The sequence below is a fragment of the Pedobacter sp. 22226 genome (assembly GCF_052045455.1).
Lineage (GTDB): Bacteria > Bacteroidota > Bacteroidia > Sphingobacteriales > Sphingobacteriaceae > Pedobacter > Pedobacter jeongneungensis.
The window spans coordinates 15,638-28,712 of sequence record NZ_JBQEPB010000011.1 but is presented as its reverse complement, the minus strand read 5'-3'; the positions used below and the strand labels follow the sequence as shown (position 1 = coordinate 28,712).

At 36.8% G+C, this 13,075-nt stretch carries 13 protein-coding genes and 4 tRNA genes; 11 read left to right on the top strand and 6 right to left on the bottom strand.

The features are described from left to right. Positions 1 to 200: 200 nt before the first annotated feature. From ACTJKC_RS22140 to ACTJKC_RS22095, 10 genes are all read left to right on the top strand, one after another. Entirely contained in the window at positions 201 to 1,493 is a 1,293-nt protein-coding gene (locus ACTJKC_RS22140) for a hypothetical protein (RefSeq protein WP_440795402.1), read from the top strand. A gap of 697 nt (positions 1,494 to 2,190) precedes the next feature. Continuing rightward, on the top strand, positions 2,191 to 3,957 hold the full coding sequence (locus ACTJKC_RS22135) for an O-antigen ligase family protein (protein ID WP_440795400.1): 1,767 nt from the start codon (positions 2,191 to 2,193) through the stop codon (positions 3,955 to 3,957). A 34-nt stretch (positions 3,958 to 3,991) separates the two neighbouring features. Next, positions 3,992 to 5,362, top strand: coding sequence for a SprT-like domain-containing protein (locus ACTJKC_RS22130; protein WP_440795398.1), 1,371 nt, complete (start codon positions 3,992 to 3,994; stop codon positions 5,360 to 5,362). A gap of 4 nt (positions 5,363 to 5,366) precedes the next feature. Beyond that, complete coding sequence (locus tag ACTJKC_RS22125; RefSeq protein ID WP_440795396.1) at positions 5,367 to 5,987, top strand: hypothetical protein; 621 nt, start codon at positions 5,367 to 5,369, stop codon at positions 5,985 to 5,987. A 111-nt stretch (positions 5,988 to 6,098) separates the two neighbouring features. Then, positions 6,099 to 6,452: a hypothetical protein gene (locus ACTJKC_RS22120; protein WP_440795394.1), complete on the top strand. Its 354-nt coding sequence runs from the start codon at positions 6,099 to 6,101 to the stop codon at positions 6,450 to 6,452. 120 nt (positions 6,453 to 6,572) lie between these two features. Then, on the top strand, positions 6,573 to 6,821 hold the full coding sequence (locus tag ACTJKC_RS22115) for a hypothetical protein (RefSeq protein WP_440795392.1): 249 nt from the start codon (positions 6,573 to 6,575) through the stop codon (positions 6,819 to 6,821). Positions 6,822 to 6,840: 19 nt separating this feature from the next. Continuing rightward, a complete protein-coding gene (locus ACTJKC_RS22110; RefSeq protein ID WP_440795390.1) occupies positions 6,841 to 7,059 on the top strand; it encodes a hypothetical protein in 219 nt (72 codons plus the stop codon). A gap of 180 nt (positions 7,060 to 7,239) precedes the next feature. Next, positions 7,240 to 7,767, top strand: a complete 528-nt coding sequence (locus tag ACTJKC_RS22105; protein WP_440795388.1) for a hypothetical protein — start codon at positions 7,240 to 7,242, stop codon at positions 7,765 to 7,767. After that, a complete protein-coding gene (locus tag ACTJKC_RS22100; protein ID WP_440795387.1) occupies positions 7,742 to 8,062 on the top strand; it encodes a hypothetical protein in 321 nt (106 codons plus the stop codon). The genes ACTJKC_RS22105 and ACTJKC_RS22100 overlap by 26 nt, the downstream gene beginning before the upstream one ends. Positions 8,063 to 8,084: 22 nt before the next feature. Continuing rightward, the gene (locus tag ACTJKC_RS22095) at positions 8,085 to 8,621 is read left to right on the top strand and encodes a hypothetical protein (RefSeq protein ID WP_440795385.1); all 537 of its coding nucleotides are present in this window, start codon (positions 8,085 to 8,087) and stop codon (positions 8,619 to 8,621) included. Positions 8,622 to 8,696: 75 nt separating this feature from the next. On the opposite strand, the gene ACTJKC_RS22090 is transcribed toward ACTJKC_RS22095, so the two are convergent. The 3 genes from ACTJKC_RS22090 to ACTJKC_RS22080 form a co-directional block, all read right to left on the bottom strand. After that, positions 8,697 to 10,223: a hypothetical protein gene (locus ACTJKC_RS22090; protein ID WP_440795383.1), complete on the bottom strand. Its 1,527-nt coding sequence runs from the start codon at positions 10,221 to 10,223 to the stop codon at positions 8,697 to 8,699. A 681-nt stretch (positions 10,224 to 10,904) separates the two neighbouring features. Next, a tRNA-Leu gene (locus ACTJKC_RS22085) sits at positions 10,905 to 10,988 on the bottom strand. 69 nt (positions 10,989 to 11,057) lie between these two features. Next, positions 11,058 to 11,133: transfer RNA gene (locus ACTJKC_RS22080), tRNA-Gly, on the bottom strand. A 383-nt stretch (positions 11,134 to 11,516) separates the two neighbouring features. Here ACTJKC_RS22080 and ACTJKC_RS22075 point away from each other — a divergent pair. Then, the gene (locus ACTJKC_RS22075; protein ID WP_440795381.1) at positions 11,517 to 12,110 is read left to right on the top strand and encodes a dihydrofolate reductase family protein; all 594 of its coding nucleotides are present in this window, start codon (positions 11,517 to 11,519) and stop codon (positions 12,108 to 12,110) included. A 94-nt stretch (positions 12,111 to 12,204) separates the two neighbouring features. On the opposite strand, the gene ACTJKC_RS22070 is transcribed toward ACTJKC_RS22075, so the two are convergent. From ACTJKC_RS22070 to ACTJKC_RS22060, 3 genes are all read right to left on the bottom strand, one after another. Continuing rightward, a tRNA-Leu gene (locus ACTJKC_RS22070) sits at positions 12,205 to 12,288 on the bottom strand. A gap of 69 nt (positions 12,289 to 12,357) precedes the next feature. Continuing rightward, positions 12,358 to 12,433: transfer RNA gene (locus ACTJKC_RS22065), tRNA-Gly, on the bottom strand. 94 nt (positions 12,434 to 12,527) lie between these two features. Further along, complete coding sequence (locus ACTJKC_RS22060) at positions 12,528 to 13,016, bottom strand: regulatory protein RecX (RefSeq protein ID WP_440795379.1); 489 nt, start codon at positions 13,014 to 13,016, stop codon at positions 12,528 to 12,530. Between the last annotated feature and the right edge of the window lie 59 nt (positions 13,017 to 13,075).

The window sequence follows — 13,075 nt, the reverse complement described above, 5'->3', positions numbered from 1 at the left end:
ATTAATAGTTTTTTTTGCGCTTGTAATTGAATGCAGGTTGTCATCCTGTATTTAATTGGAATATGTTATGTTTGTAATGTGCCCTTAAGGTTTAGTAAAACTATTTGAAATATAATTTGGTGGTTAATGATTGTTGCTACAAAGTTTTTGAATTGTTTTGTATGTTTAACCATTTGATTTATAGTTGATTATTTTTTGTAATGTCGGACTCTGGAAATAAGGAAACCCATACATTTTTTGAATTGTTAGATTATTGCGTAGCCGAAATCTTAAAAAAAATGGGCGGGCTGCCTCTGGCTGAATGGCGATCTGGAAATTATACAACCCTGAGTACCCGGATTGGAAAAGAGACGAAAGTTTATTTAAGCGAAAACACACTCCGCCGCCTGCTGGGTACCTTAAAAACTTCCAACCGTTATTATCCGCAGAAAGCAACCAGAGATGTACTTGCTCAATTTATCGGGTACCGCGACTGGCAGGAACTCGAACGTTTTTACAGGGAAACTAAAAATGCCCGGGAAGCAACAGCTCAGGAATCCCAAATTGTTTTGACCGAAAAGCCAGTTAAGGTTGGGCGAAAGCTTTTTATTGTACTGGCTGCTTCTGTGGCGCTATTGCTTTTGGGTTTCATCACCTTAATCAGGTTTAGGCACAATACGCCGGTGCAGGTAAAGCTTATCTGTATCAATCCTTTTGGTACGGTACCGCATTCTGCAATTTTCAGGCTGCAAGCTGACAAGGATTTTGATCATGATGAAAAATTTCAGCTCGATCTGGCCGAAGAAGCAACCAAATCAGAAATCAGCGGCAATAAACAAGTAACAAAATTTTTTAAAAACCCGGGAGTGGTTTATGCTACTCTTTTTCATAATGGCAAGGCCATTGATACTGCCAGCGTATTTATGCAAACAAAAGGTTGGGTAGCCAACTCGGGAAATGATACTTCACGCGCTTTTCCGGTTATTGGGCTGAAAAAGCTCGATCCAAAAAATATCTGCGTTTCTCCCCGGCAACTCGATTCGGCAGGCCTCGATACCGAAAAACCTTTCATGGTTGGTTTTAGTAATATTAAACCTTCACATATTAATGGCGACAATTTTTCGTTCCACTGCAAGGTTTTCTCTGAAAAAGACAGACCGGGTACACAATGTGTAGGAACAGCGATCCTCATCCTCGGTTCGAAAGATAAACACGTTATAAACCTGTTTAGAAAAAGCTGTGCAGCTTTTTGTGATTATAAATTTTCTGAGGTAAAGGAATTAGGTACCAATAAAGATCTAAGTGCATTAGCCTTCGATCCTGAAAATGGTGGCGAGGTAATTATCAATGTACAAAACAAAATGGCCTCTGTTCTGCTAAATAATAAAAGGGTACTCACCGTAAAATATAATAAGAGTATAGGTGAGGTAATGGGGATTAAAATTCTGTTTAACGGGATTGGCAGGGCCATTTCACCCGAACTAACAGATCTCTTAACCGGCGAAAGGTTTTAGAAGCAATTTCCTTTGCTAAACGTTGAGGTAATAATGGTTGAATATATCTGTTAACTGCCTGAGGATGCAGAACAGACAACTGTTATTTGGCAGAATATTACTATTTGTTATAGATATTCACTGTTTTATATCTGATTTCTTTATTGTTGTCGCAAATTATAATCATCACAGTACAATGGATCTCTCTTGTGAAGTTTAAGCTAAACATTAACTTGGTTTAACTGACACAACATACCAGTATCAATGGTCATATTATTTCTTTTTAAATAGATTAGGGATTTGCGTAGTAAACAGGTCCCCGACAAACCGGGAATATGGGTTGGATCTATGTAACATTGAAAAGTGAACAAGAACAGTGATTTTCATTTGTACCCGAAACTGGAGACCAAGTGTTGATTGGCTTCAAATACAATAATCGAAGCCAGGCTTAAAATTATGCTGTGGTTTAAATAATGACTTAGTCAAATAGAGATAGCCAAAAGATAATTTGACAATCTGTTTTTAGCCGTAAACCTTTTCTTACCTGATGAATATCGAGCTATTGTGGTACATTGTGATTCTCTTTTTATTCCAGGACTTATAAAATTATTTTCGTTTTTGGATTATATAATATTTATTTATATGTTTAGGACTTCATCCCTGTATTATATTATTTACTACAAAAGTCAGTTTTTCTGGCGGTCGATAAACTATAGGGATGGAAAAAAAAGTATGGAAATTTGACTTAAAATATGGGATAGTTTTCTGTCTGGTATTTCTTTCCGGTTTTTATTACCCATCTTTTATTGCAAAGCAATATCAACCTTTGGTTTTTTCGTTTACAATGGTGCTTGTGGCCCTATATCTTACTACAATAGGATTTATGGAGAGGCACACTCCTGTAGTTAACCTCATAGACTTTACGGTTATTACGTTTGTTCTTTATAATTGCCTTTTGACAATAGCTTCAGGCTATAGTACAGGTTTTATCTATGATAAAGACGTTAATTTATACCTTAGTTATCTCATCTTTTATTGGTTTGTAAAGAGGCTATTATCAAAAAATAGTCTTGGATTTATAGCTGAAATAATATGTTTCTTAGGGCTGTTGATCATGGGCCAGTTCTGGATTGGATTTTTAATGGGTCACCCATATTATTTTAATGGCTTGCTTGGCAACTCCGGCATTATGGCAGGTTTTTTAGTTGTCTCGATTCCCTTAGCCCTGTCCTTGTTAGGTAGTGCAAAAGAATACTTTTACCTTCCGCTATTCTATTCATGCTTTGCCTTGGCAACAGTAATTGTTTCGGGTTCCCGCACGGCGCTTGCAGCACTGGTTTTTACTATTCTTTTCTGTTTCCTTTTCTTGCTGAATAAAATGCCTAGACTTAAGAATATTATTATAGCCGGAACCTGTTTTTTGATTTTTGTTGTGGCGATGTATGCTATCAGGCCAGGGTCATTCAATGGCAGATTATTGATATGGAAGGTCGGAAGCTATATGGTAGACGCCGATATATTTATTGGGAAAGGGCTTGGCTTTGTAGAAAAAAAATACAACGGATTTCAGGAAATTTATTTTAGCTCGGCTATAAGGTCGCAGGAGGAGAAACTATTGGCTGGAGATACCCACAGCCTGTTCAATGAGCCCTACCGAATACTAATAGAGTCGGGAATCACTGGCTTACTATTTTTTGGATACCTAATAGCTATGCTGTTTAAGGTTTCCCTAAACAAAGATTTCTCTAATAACAAGGTGTTTTTATTTGGGGTAGCTTTGGCTATCCTGATCGTATTTGGCCTTTGTTCTTACCCATTCCAGACCATACCGGTGTCCCTGTTATTTTTTACGATATCAGCAGTTATATCTTCGGTAGCCCCGGAATCTTTCAGGCAACGGTTTGTCTTTGGTAAAGTCAGATTAAAAAAAATGCTATTCGCTTTACCCCTGATCACTGTGCTGCTCATGAGCAAGTGGATATATGAAAGATTTTCTGGGTTGAAACAATGGCAGCTATTGAAAAAAGGTGCCTGGGAATATAACGAGGCATATGCATGGGGTGCATATCAAAAGCTTGAACAAACTTTGGCCAATGAATCCTTGTTTCTGTCTGACTATGGCCTTAGCCTGCAGCACCATTCTTATTACCAGGAGGCGCAGCCCCTGCTCAACCGGGCAGTAGTCTTGTCGCCCTCAGCCTATAATTATATACAGGCAGCTTACAATTATACGCTTATCGATAAAAAGGACACAGCTGAGATCTATTATAAAAAGGCTATTAATGCCTTTCCAAAAATGTTTACGGCGAAATATGCTATGTTCCAGCTCTATATAGAATGGGGACGGCAGCAGCAGGCTAAGGAACTTGCGCTTGACATACTTAACAGTCCTATAAAGGTGCCTTCAAAGGAAGTAACACAAATCAGGGCTGAAGCACTTTTATATTTAAAACGGACAAATGCTTTAAAATATACCTTATTATGAACATACTAATTTAATAACAAATCTATCTAAATCTATGAAAAATCTAATTTACAGGGCCGGTATCGGCTTTATGCTACTCACCTGCCTGGTCTATTATTCCTGCCGGAAGGAAGAAAACTTATATCCCGAAACTTCAAAAACGGTGTCCGCAAATGAAGCCCTGATAAACAAGGCCAAGACCTGGTACAAGGAAAACAGCATGCTACCAGCTTCAGACAACGGCAGCGATATCCGCGTGAAAGGTTATCTGGTCAACTGGAAAGCTTACTCTCTGGATACCAATTCAGCCGGTGTAAAGGTGATCAGCATTCCCATCTCGCCCCTGAAAGACAACTTAAAGCATAACAATGCTTTTTACATGGAGATGAGTATCCTGGTGGACAAAGCTGGCATTACCCAGGGAATGATTAAGGAGTATATGGGCAACCCCTATGTCGGGGAGTCGCAGCTGAACCTTTATACTGGAAGCGGCAGGTTGTTCATGAGTGGGATATACAGAGCGGATACAAAGGAGCTGAAACTAACCGGACCTAATGGTGGCCTATTGACAGTTTCGCAAAGGATTAATGGAAAGGCTGGTGCTAAGCTGATGTCTGGAGGAGATGGTGATGGAGGTACGCTGGAAGAGGTAACGATCCATGGTAACCCGCCGCCGCCGACACCTCCAATCATTTTCTTGCCACCAGGGAACCCCACAACCCCACCAACAAATCCGGGCATTCCGGTTAGTCCGGGTGGTGGTGGTGGCAGTAGTAGCGGAACACCCAATAGTGGAAATAAAGATATTGTTGATAACTTAACAAATGAATGCTTAAAAATTGCACTTACGAAAGCAAAGGGGGTGAATGGTCAAAATTTTACTGATACGATTAGTAAAATCATTACCAGTTTGGATGCCAATACAAAAGTAAAAGTAGGCGTTAGTAATGTATCCGAACTTTTTGATAGCCAAGGAAATGTTGTTGATGGCAAGACAACTGGATACAATTATGATGGTGGTGTTTTCAGCTGTTCAATCCTATTAAATGAAAGTGTTTTAAATAGTGCTACACAAGAATATGCCGTTGCAACCATAATACATGAAACTCTACACGCTTATCTGCAATATAAAGCAGGAAGTGATCTTAATCATGGGAAAAATCATGAAGAAATTTCTAAAAATTATATAATACCTTTTGTAAATTTAATGAAATCTATATTTCCAAACCTCGATTTAAAAGATGCTACCGCAATAGCTTGGGGTGGAGTTCGAGAAACTTCCTTATGGAAGGAAAGTTATAAAAACTATACATTTAAAGTTGGGGGAACAGATCAAACAATGGATTTTTCTACCTTGCAAGGTTTACAAAATGCACATCATTCTGGATTTGCTGATAACAGTACACCATTATGTCCTAAAAAATAAAATTATGAGATTTATAGTTTATTTATTTGCTATTTGTATTTTTTCGATAAATGTTAAGGCTCAAAATAACATAGGCATTACTCCCATGCATAAATTTTTTCAAAAAAATGCAGATAGTACCTATATATTACAAGGCTTAGGTACGTTTAACATACCAAATTATCGTATTTTAAGTATAGTTGGTGATACGATTTCAATCTATACCTACAAGCCCCGAGTAGTACTTGATTCTAAGCTTAAAACTATTCCTAAGATTTTTAAAGATGCCTTTTTAAAGAATAATGGAAATTTAATATATCTCGTGCCTATTGATATTAATGTTTTTTTTCAGCCAGAATATTTAAAAATAGATAGTTTGAAACAATTTTGGGTAAAATCTTCTAAATTAAAAATGTGGGAAATTAAGGATGATAAAATTGATGGAGAAGGTTGTGATATAAAAAAGAATGGGGATGCAGTATCTGATGGAGGTAAAATTTATCTACACCTTATCACTAAAGATAGTATTAAGGAACTATTTTTTTATGCACCGGATTACTACAATGAAAAATGTCCTGGGAGAAAAGGTAGAAAAGCCATTTTAGATTTATGGGATTTGTTCAACCTTTATTTTAAAGGAAAATAATTGGGTTTTAGCCTTCTCACTGGCGTCAGTGCTGATATCATCAGTTAAGGATGATGGCTTACCTCTATGGCTTGCTTATAGGATTATATAAAAGGGTTTAAAGATATTATAATGAAATTTAACCTAAAATTTAATGAAGATCAAGCATATGCTCAAAATTCAAAATCGAGCACACATGAAGATATCGAAATGCCTAAAATAATGCCATTGGAAAATGCTTTTATTCAAAATAAGAATAAATTGCCCACTTATTCTCAAGAATATATTTTGAGTACCATTTACCATGAGATTTTGCATGCATATATGTTTAGCAAACTAAGTAAAGGTCCAGATGGAAAATACAATATTTCAGCCCAGCATGAGGATATGGCTAATAAATATGTGACTCTAATTACGGGAGCTTTAAAGATTGCTTTTCCAAATATTAGTGATCAAGAAGCATGGGGACTAAGCTGGGAGGATTAGAAGGAACTAATTTTTATACAACTAAATTAACTCAGGAGCAAGGGATGCTATAAATAAAATAAACAGCCAGCATACTAATAAATCAGCAACTGACAAAAAGGGAACATATTGTAATTAATCATGAAATATTTACTATTTATTTTTATTGTGCTATTAGGTAGCGTAGCCTTTGGACAGAAAACACCAAAGTTGGCCGTGTATATTAGCCGATGTCTTATTAAAGGTGCGAGTGAAGACACTTATTTAAATACAAAAAAGAATTTTGCGCACTTTTTTGCGATAGCAATTTCCTTTGATGAAGAAGGAAAAATTGATACCCTGTACTACTCAAATAAATTGAATCCTGAAACAAAAAACATTCGCGCTTGACAATTCTTTATTAAAAAAGATGAAAGTAGATAACTTTAAATTTAAAGAGTATGGTTCAAAAATTGTGCTTTTTCCTTATTATTTTTACAATATAACGGATGATTCGGTAGATTATAAAAACGGTTTTTTAAATAGCATAAAGAATTTTATCCCCGATGAGGTTTCTGGAAAACCTTTAATCATACTGGAACCAATTGTTGATGCCAATCTGCCTTCTGCTCATGGAAAAATTAATTAGGCTCTGCTTAAAAACTCAGTATTTAGATTTGTAAGAAAACAATCTTTGTGTCAAGAGCTTAAATAGTTGTCAAACAGTCGATTATATAAGTAATAAAAATAAAATTAATTCATGCATTAATTCTAGCTGTTCAAAATAGAGTAAATATTTCGAGTTAATTCTTTCAAAAAAATCTACAAGATGGCAATCAAGCAAACTTTCTTGTCCGCAATAATTAAAAGACTGGTCATTACAATTTTAGTAATGACCAGCCATAATTTGTATGCTCAAAACTCAACGGTTTTGGGTGGGAAATTTGAAGTGAAGGCCAATTTTACTGTTAAAGACTCCGTCTTGGTAATAAGTTATAAGAATTCGTTGCCATTTTCGCAATTGGTATGGGCAAACGACTTTAGTATTGCTGCTATTTTTAACCAATCAGATATTTCTGGCAATTATCTGGCTTCGCCCATAACACAAGAAATCTATCTTGTAAATAAAGACTTGAGACCACTTAAAACTTCCAATTCATTTTTTTTAAGAAATGACAGCAGCGAGCTTAATCTGTATAACTATAGATTTTTAGATCCAGGTGAGCAGATAGATATCAGTTTAAAAATTATTAACGATACTCTTTGCAAGCAGATAGTCAAAAAAAAAGCTGACAGTGAAAGGAGCTTTCAGTTTTATCGATTTTACAGGCATGGAACTTTTGGCAGATCAAAGTAAGAAGAATTACAAGGAACGGATTTCGCTACTTGACGCCTATACCCAAAAGCCAAACGTTAGCAATACTCAAAAGACGATTCTTTTAAAGAACATAACCTGGCATTTTAACAGAAAGGAAGATGTATTAGCCGTAAACGGCCTATCTTGGGGAACTACACAAAAAGGAAATTTTTCAAAAGATAATCTGATATATCCAGAAGTAAAAGATAATGGTAAGCTGATACTATTTTCTTTAGGCGAAATGTACAGATTCTCGAGCAGGCAGATTTTTGACATTGAAATAGGACTCAAATAACTTTAAAACTTAGTGATATAAAATGCTTTTTAAAGAAATTCATCAACTTATAACCTATTTTAGAAGTATCGGTTTTATATTAATGTTCGCATCTCTATCCATATCGACATTCGCACAAAATAACCAAAGAGAAATTATAAATAAAAAAATCCAGGCATGCGTTGTGATTGATGCAAAAAAGCTGAGTGATTCTGCTGGCTTCTATGGCTTAGCTATCCGGATAGAACTTATGAAAACGAAGGGTAAGACGATTGTGGAAAAGATAGTTGTCAATGATAGTTTAGGAAATGCGATAATCAAAAATTACGAAGGCCTTAAAAAATTGGATTATAGTTCTTTGGTTCCGTCTCAGGGAAAAAGCATCTTGGTTTTACCCATCTCCGTGCTTGTGGTCAACTATAGTTCTAAAAAGATTGATGGTCATAAAATCTCCCTCGACATGCTTATTCCAAAAATAAATAAGCTGTTCGATTACGATCCGCTTAGAAAGAACGCTGTAGAAGGTTATATTTACCTCAGCCCACTACTCATCAGCATAGATAAAACGGTCTACAATTAAACAATCATGGAGTAAATGTTACTCAATAATTCAATCCGGATTGCCTGCTTAAGCGAGCAGTCCGGATATGATAGTTCAATACCACCTCACTGTATTGTTAACCCATATGAATGGTCTTTCCAGCCGTTTGGATTTATCGTTGCATTTAAGCAGGTATAGTCCTTCAAGGGAAATATTGGAAAAGTTGATTACGGAATCTTTAACAGCTGTACGGGTCTGGATGTCTCGCCACGCGCCTTTTTCGTCGATTGCCCGCAGGGTGTAGCTTTTATTTTTTTGAATCCATGCCTCACTTCCATAATTTATCTTACTCAGCGCAATTGATCTTGCTGGTGCACCATTTGCCTTTTTAATCATCTTTATTACTCCTGCACTGTCCAGGAGAAAGACGCTGCCGGTCAGTTTAAACCCTTTACCCTCAGGAATTGCAGTTTGATATATCACGTCAAGGCCTAAGTCGCGGAAGGAAAAAGCGCTTTCTTTGTTTTTTGTTCCATAATAAACAGGACGCCAGTTGCCATAAGTATAGGTGCATATATAGGCGTAGTTCAATCTGTTGCCGGGCATAGGCATTGTAACTGTTGAAGTTTTGATATGCTCCCGGGTTACATCATACCAATGGTTATTTTTTAATTCTTCTATGCTGAAATTATCCGGGCTACCTACAAGGTTGAGAATGGTATCCTGCCAGATTTTTTGCTTAAGAAAACTCAGTCTGAAAATTTTCGAAGCTTTGTAATCGGGATTAAATCCCTGACCTGCCTTAGGCGTAAATGCCTGCTTTTGGGAATCCCAGAAGACGGCTGAAGAATGCCCCGCATTCCCACCTCCATAAAATGGTGTAAAATCCACTGCAGCTGGTATTCCAAGTGACCTGTAGAGATAGGCATTCCGTAGTGACTCGCTATGACAATCAGCACTCCTGGCCGTCAGCATCTCCTGGAGTGAGGGCCAGGTGGAGAATCGGAAATCGCCTTTATTTCCGCTGAATACATTAGGCGGTGCGAGGGTTATAATCCCTTTTTCGATATAGCTATCTATATCTTTCCGTGCCATAGGCGTATCAGAAGTTTTATTTATGGGCAGTAGGAACTTAAAAACATTGAAGAAGTAGCTGCGCCAGTTACCAACTGGAGACTCATTCATTACCTTGTAAGGGAGCAGATAGTTGAGATAGATCTCCTTGGGAATGTTAAGCTTCCAGGGGTTATCCTTCCAGATTTTGTAGGAGTCATCTATGGTTCTGCGTATATCCTCTGTTGAAAGTGAAGTAATGTCATAGCGGTGATAAGCTAAGGTATTTAACCGCTCAGTTTTTATATAGTTATTAAGTTCAGTTGGATTTTGGAAGGAATCCAGTGAAAGTTTTTTTATCTGCCCTGTGTTATAGTTATAAAAAACGGGTTCTGTAAAGCTGATATCGGATATGTTCGATTTTAGAAAGGCAACTGCATCCAGTTTTATGGAATCCTGGGGTTGCATTCTATAAGCCTTATCCAATTCTCTCCAATCGATGCCTTCTTGATCCTTTTTTATACAGGAGTTTGCTGAAAGTAAAGCTGACAAAACTAAAAATCTACCGAGCAACCTATTTATTTGCATTTATTCTCAACTTGTTAGACGATATTAATTTTAATGTCATTAAGTTAGTGAAATAAATTAATTTTTACACTATGTATAGTCATTTAGAAGCCCGTTTTTTAGGTAATAATCTGCTCTTTTGGCTACCAAAACTAAGCAAAGATCGAAAATAACCTCTCTATCTTTATTAAACTGCAATTCTATTTTATTGAAATATATACTATTGTATGTTTTATATAGTTTTTTGTCACAACTAATTTGTAGCTAGTTTATTCCTCAATTTCTGCATATCTCCACTGATCGTAAAGTCAACTATCCTGGTATAATGCTGTATTTGTTTTTTAATTTATGCTCTAGCTTTTGGATGCGGTTTCTAATGGAACTCCATTTGTTAATGTTATCGTAGATGGTATGAACTAGTACATTTACAGTTTTTTATATGTAAATCGTGGCAATTTATTCAGAAATAAAAACTGCCACGATTTACCCTAGCTATTTTTATGCATTATTAAAGAAATGGGCGTAGCACATAAAAATAAAAGCCTGCAAATGTATCATTTGCAGGCTTTTATAATTCTTGTTGATGGTTATTGCGGACTGTAACGGAGTTGAACCTAGCTTTGAAATACTTGCCAGGTTTGTTTTTGTCTTGTCCGGTTAAATTTACCACGATTTACTTGATAAATTTAAAACCAATGTGTGTACTCGGGGCGGGAATCGAACCCGCACGCCTTTGAAAGCACAGGATTTTAAGTCCTGCGTGTCTACCAGTTCCACCACCCGAGCATTAGCCGCTGCCGATCTCCATCGGCCTGGTTAGTTTAAAATAAAATGCCTTCTGGTAGGAAGGCATTTTGGAGCGAAAGACGAGATTCGAACTCGCGACCCCGACCTTGGCAAGGTCGTGCTCTACCAACTGAGCTACTTTCGCAAATTTACACATCAGCTGTGTTCCTTTGGGGTTGCAAATATAGAAATTAAACTTTTCAATGCAAAAAAAAATAAAATAAAATTTAGGGTTGATGTATTAATGCTTAAAAATCAGGACGATAAATTTAAACTGGGTAAAATAAATTTATTGATTTGGTGAAAATATTAACCATCCGGTATTTGAAATTAGCAACAGGTTTTTTTGATTTTAATTGCCAATCTTTCTTGTCGGATTTTACCCCTTAAGTTGTCGTTTCTTCACGCGATTGAATTTTAAAATGAACCTCATCTTTGTATTGTTTACTAGAATCAAATATTGCAAGATAGCAACAGCAACTTCTAAAATAGCTGCTGCCAATTAATTTAAACATAAATCTATATGATATGAGAAAAATAACTGTTTTAACCATGATTACATTAGATGGTGTAATGCAGGCCCCGGGTGGTCCTGAAGAGGATACATCAGGTGGTTTTGAATACGGGGGCTGGACTGCATCTTACGGCGATGAAGTTTTTGGCAAGATTATTACCGAAGAACTGAAACCGGCAGAATACCTCCTGGGCCGAAAAACGTTTGAGATTTTCGAGTCCTACTGGCCACAGCATGCCGATTTTTGGCTTGGCATTAATGAAGGTGCAAAGTATGTATTATCGGAAACCAGGGAAAAATCAGACTGGAAAAATAGCAATTTCCTAAAAAATGTAGCAGATATTAAAAAACTTAAAAATTCGGAAGGTGCCGACATTCAGGTGTGGGGCAGTGGTAAGCTGATTCAGCTTCTACTCAAAAATGACCTGGTAGACGAATTACGCCTCAAAATATATCCTTTAACCTTAGGTCAGGGGAAAAAGCTGTTTGATAACGGTGCTATCCCTGCTGCACTTACTTTAACAGAGAGTGTAGTAACGCCAAGCGGAGTAATTATTGTTACCTATAAAAGGGCAGGAGAAGTAAAAACAGGTAATGTTGGTGCTTAGAATTTTGAAGATTAAATATGTCCCGGAAGAGATTCGGACCTTAAACAAAAAAACCTTTCATTTCTGAAAGGTTTTTGTTCGATTTTTTTTGATGTACTCGGGGCGGGAATCGAACCCGCACGCCTTTGAAAGCACAGGATTTTAAGTCCTGCGTGTCTACCAGTTCCACCACCCGAGCATTAGCCGCTGCCGATCTCCACCGGCTTGGTTAAGTTTAAAATAAATGCCTTCTGGTAGGAAGGCATTTTGGAGCGAAAGACGAGATTCGAACTCGCGACCCCGACCTTGGCAAGGTCGTGCTCTACCAACTGAGCTACTTTCGCATTAACAAAACTGATGTTGTTGTTTCGTTTTGGTGATGCAAATATAGGCAGATTTATATTTCTGTCAAGAGATTTCTTGTTAAAAATTTAATATTTAATTTAAATTGCTGGCTTTCAGTACAAGTAAAATTAAATCAGTTTCAAAACCTTTTGCCTGAAGGTAGCTCATCAGCTTGTTTTTTCTTTTAAAAGGATCATTTTCACCTAAACTTTCTGCTTTTTTGAGGGCTAACTTTTCTATCGTCTGCAAATAATCATCATCATCGATGCTGTAAATTGCCTTTTGTAAAATTTTATCAGGTACGCCTTTTAATTTTAATCCCTGCTTAATTTTAACCCTGCCCCAGTGTTTAATGTTAAATTTGCCCGATGCATAGCTTTTGGCAAACCTTTCTTCATTCAAAAAATTGTTGATGATCAGGTCGGTAATAATTTCTTCCAGCTCATCACCACGCATGCCCCATTCTACCAGTTTATAACGTACTTCTTTTTGAGAGCGTTCCTGATAAACGCAAAAACTTTCCGCTTTGGCCAAAGCTTGTTTTTTATCCAATAATATTGCCTCTTGTTTACCGCTTTTCATAATTAATTACTGAAATTCGTAAAAATAATAGCGATTACCGTATTTTTCTGAATATAATA

What these genes read in the sequence shown, in the direction of transcription:
- ACTJKC_RS22140 (WP_440795402.1), top strand. Translation starts at nt 201, where the DNA reads ATGTCGGACTCTGGAAATAAGGAAACCCATACATTTTTTGAATTGTTA.
- ACTJKC_RS22135 (WP_440795400.1), top strand. Translation starts at nt 2,191, where the DNA reads ATGGAAAAAAAAGTATGGAAATTTGACTTAAAATATGGGATAGTTTTC.
- ACTJKC_RS22130 (WP_440795398.1), top strand. Translation starts at nt 3,992, where the DNA reads ATGAAAAATCTAATTTACAGGGCCGGTATCGGCTTTATGCTACTCACC.
- ACTJKC_RS22125 (WP_440795396.1), top strand. Translation starts at nt 5,367, where the DNA reads ATGAGATTTATAGTTTATTTATTTGCTATTTGTATTTTTTCGATAAAT.
- ACTJKC_RS22120 (WP_440795394.1), top strand. Translation starts at nt 6,099, where the DNA reads ATGAAATTTAACCTAAAATTTAATGAAGATCAAGCATATGCTCAAAAT.
- ACTJKC_RS22115 (WP_440795392.1), top strand. Translation starts at nt 6,573, where the DNA reads ATGAAATATTTACTATTTATTTTTATTGTGCTATTAGGTAGCGTAGCC.
- ACTJKC_RS22110 (WP_440795390.1), top strand. Translation starts at nt 6,841, where the DNA reads ATGAAAGTAGATAACTTTAAATTTAAAGAGTATGGTTCAAAAATTGTG.
- ACTJKC_RS22105 (WP_440795388.1), top strand. Translation starts at nt 7,240, where the DNA reads ATGGCAATCAAGCAAACTTTCTTGTCCGCAATAATTAAAAGACTGGTC.
- ACTJKC_RS22100 (WP_440795387.1), top strand. Translation starts at nt 7,742, where the DNA reads ATGGAACTTTTGGCAGATCAAAGTAAGAAGAATTACAAGGAACGGATT.
- ACTJKC_RS22095 (WP_440795385.1), top strand. Translation starts at nt 8,085, where the DNA reads ATGCTTTTTAAAGAAATTCATCAACTTATAACCTATTTTAGAAGTATC.
- ACTJKC_RS22090 (WP_440795383.1), bottom strand. Translation starts at nt 10,223, where the DNA reads ATGCAAATAAATAGGTTGCTCGGTAGATTTTTAGTTTTGTCAGCTTTA.
- ACTJKC_RS22075 (WP_440795381.1), top strand. Translation starts at nt 11,517, where the DNA reads ATGAGAAAAATAACTGTTTTAACCATGATTACATTAGATGGTGTAATG.
- ACTJKC_RS22060 (WP_440795379.1), bottom strand. Translation starts at nt 13,016, where the DNA reads ATGAAAAGCGGTAAACAAGAGGCAATATTATTGGATAAAAAACAAGCT.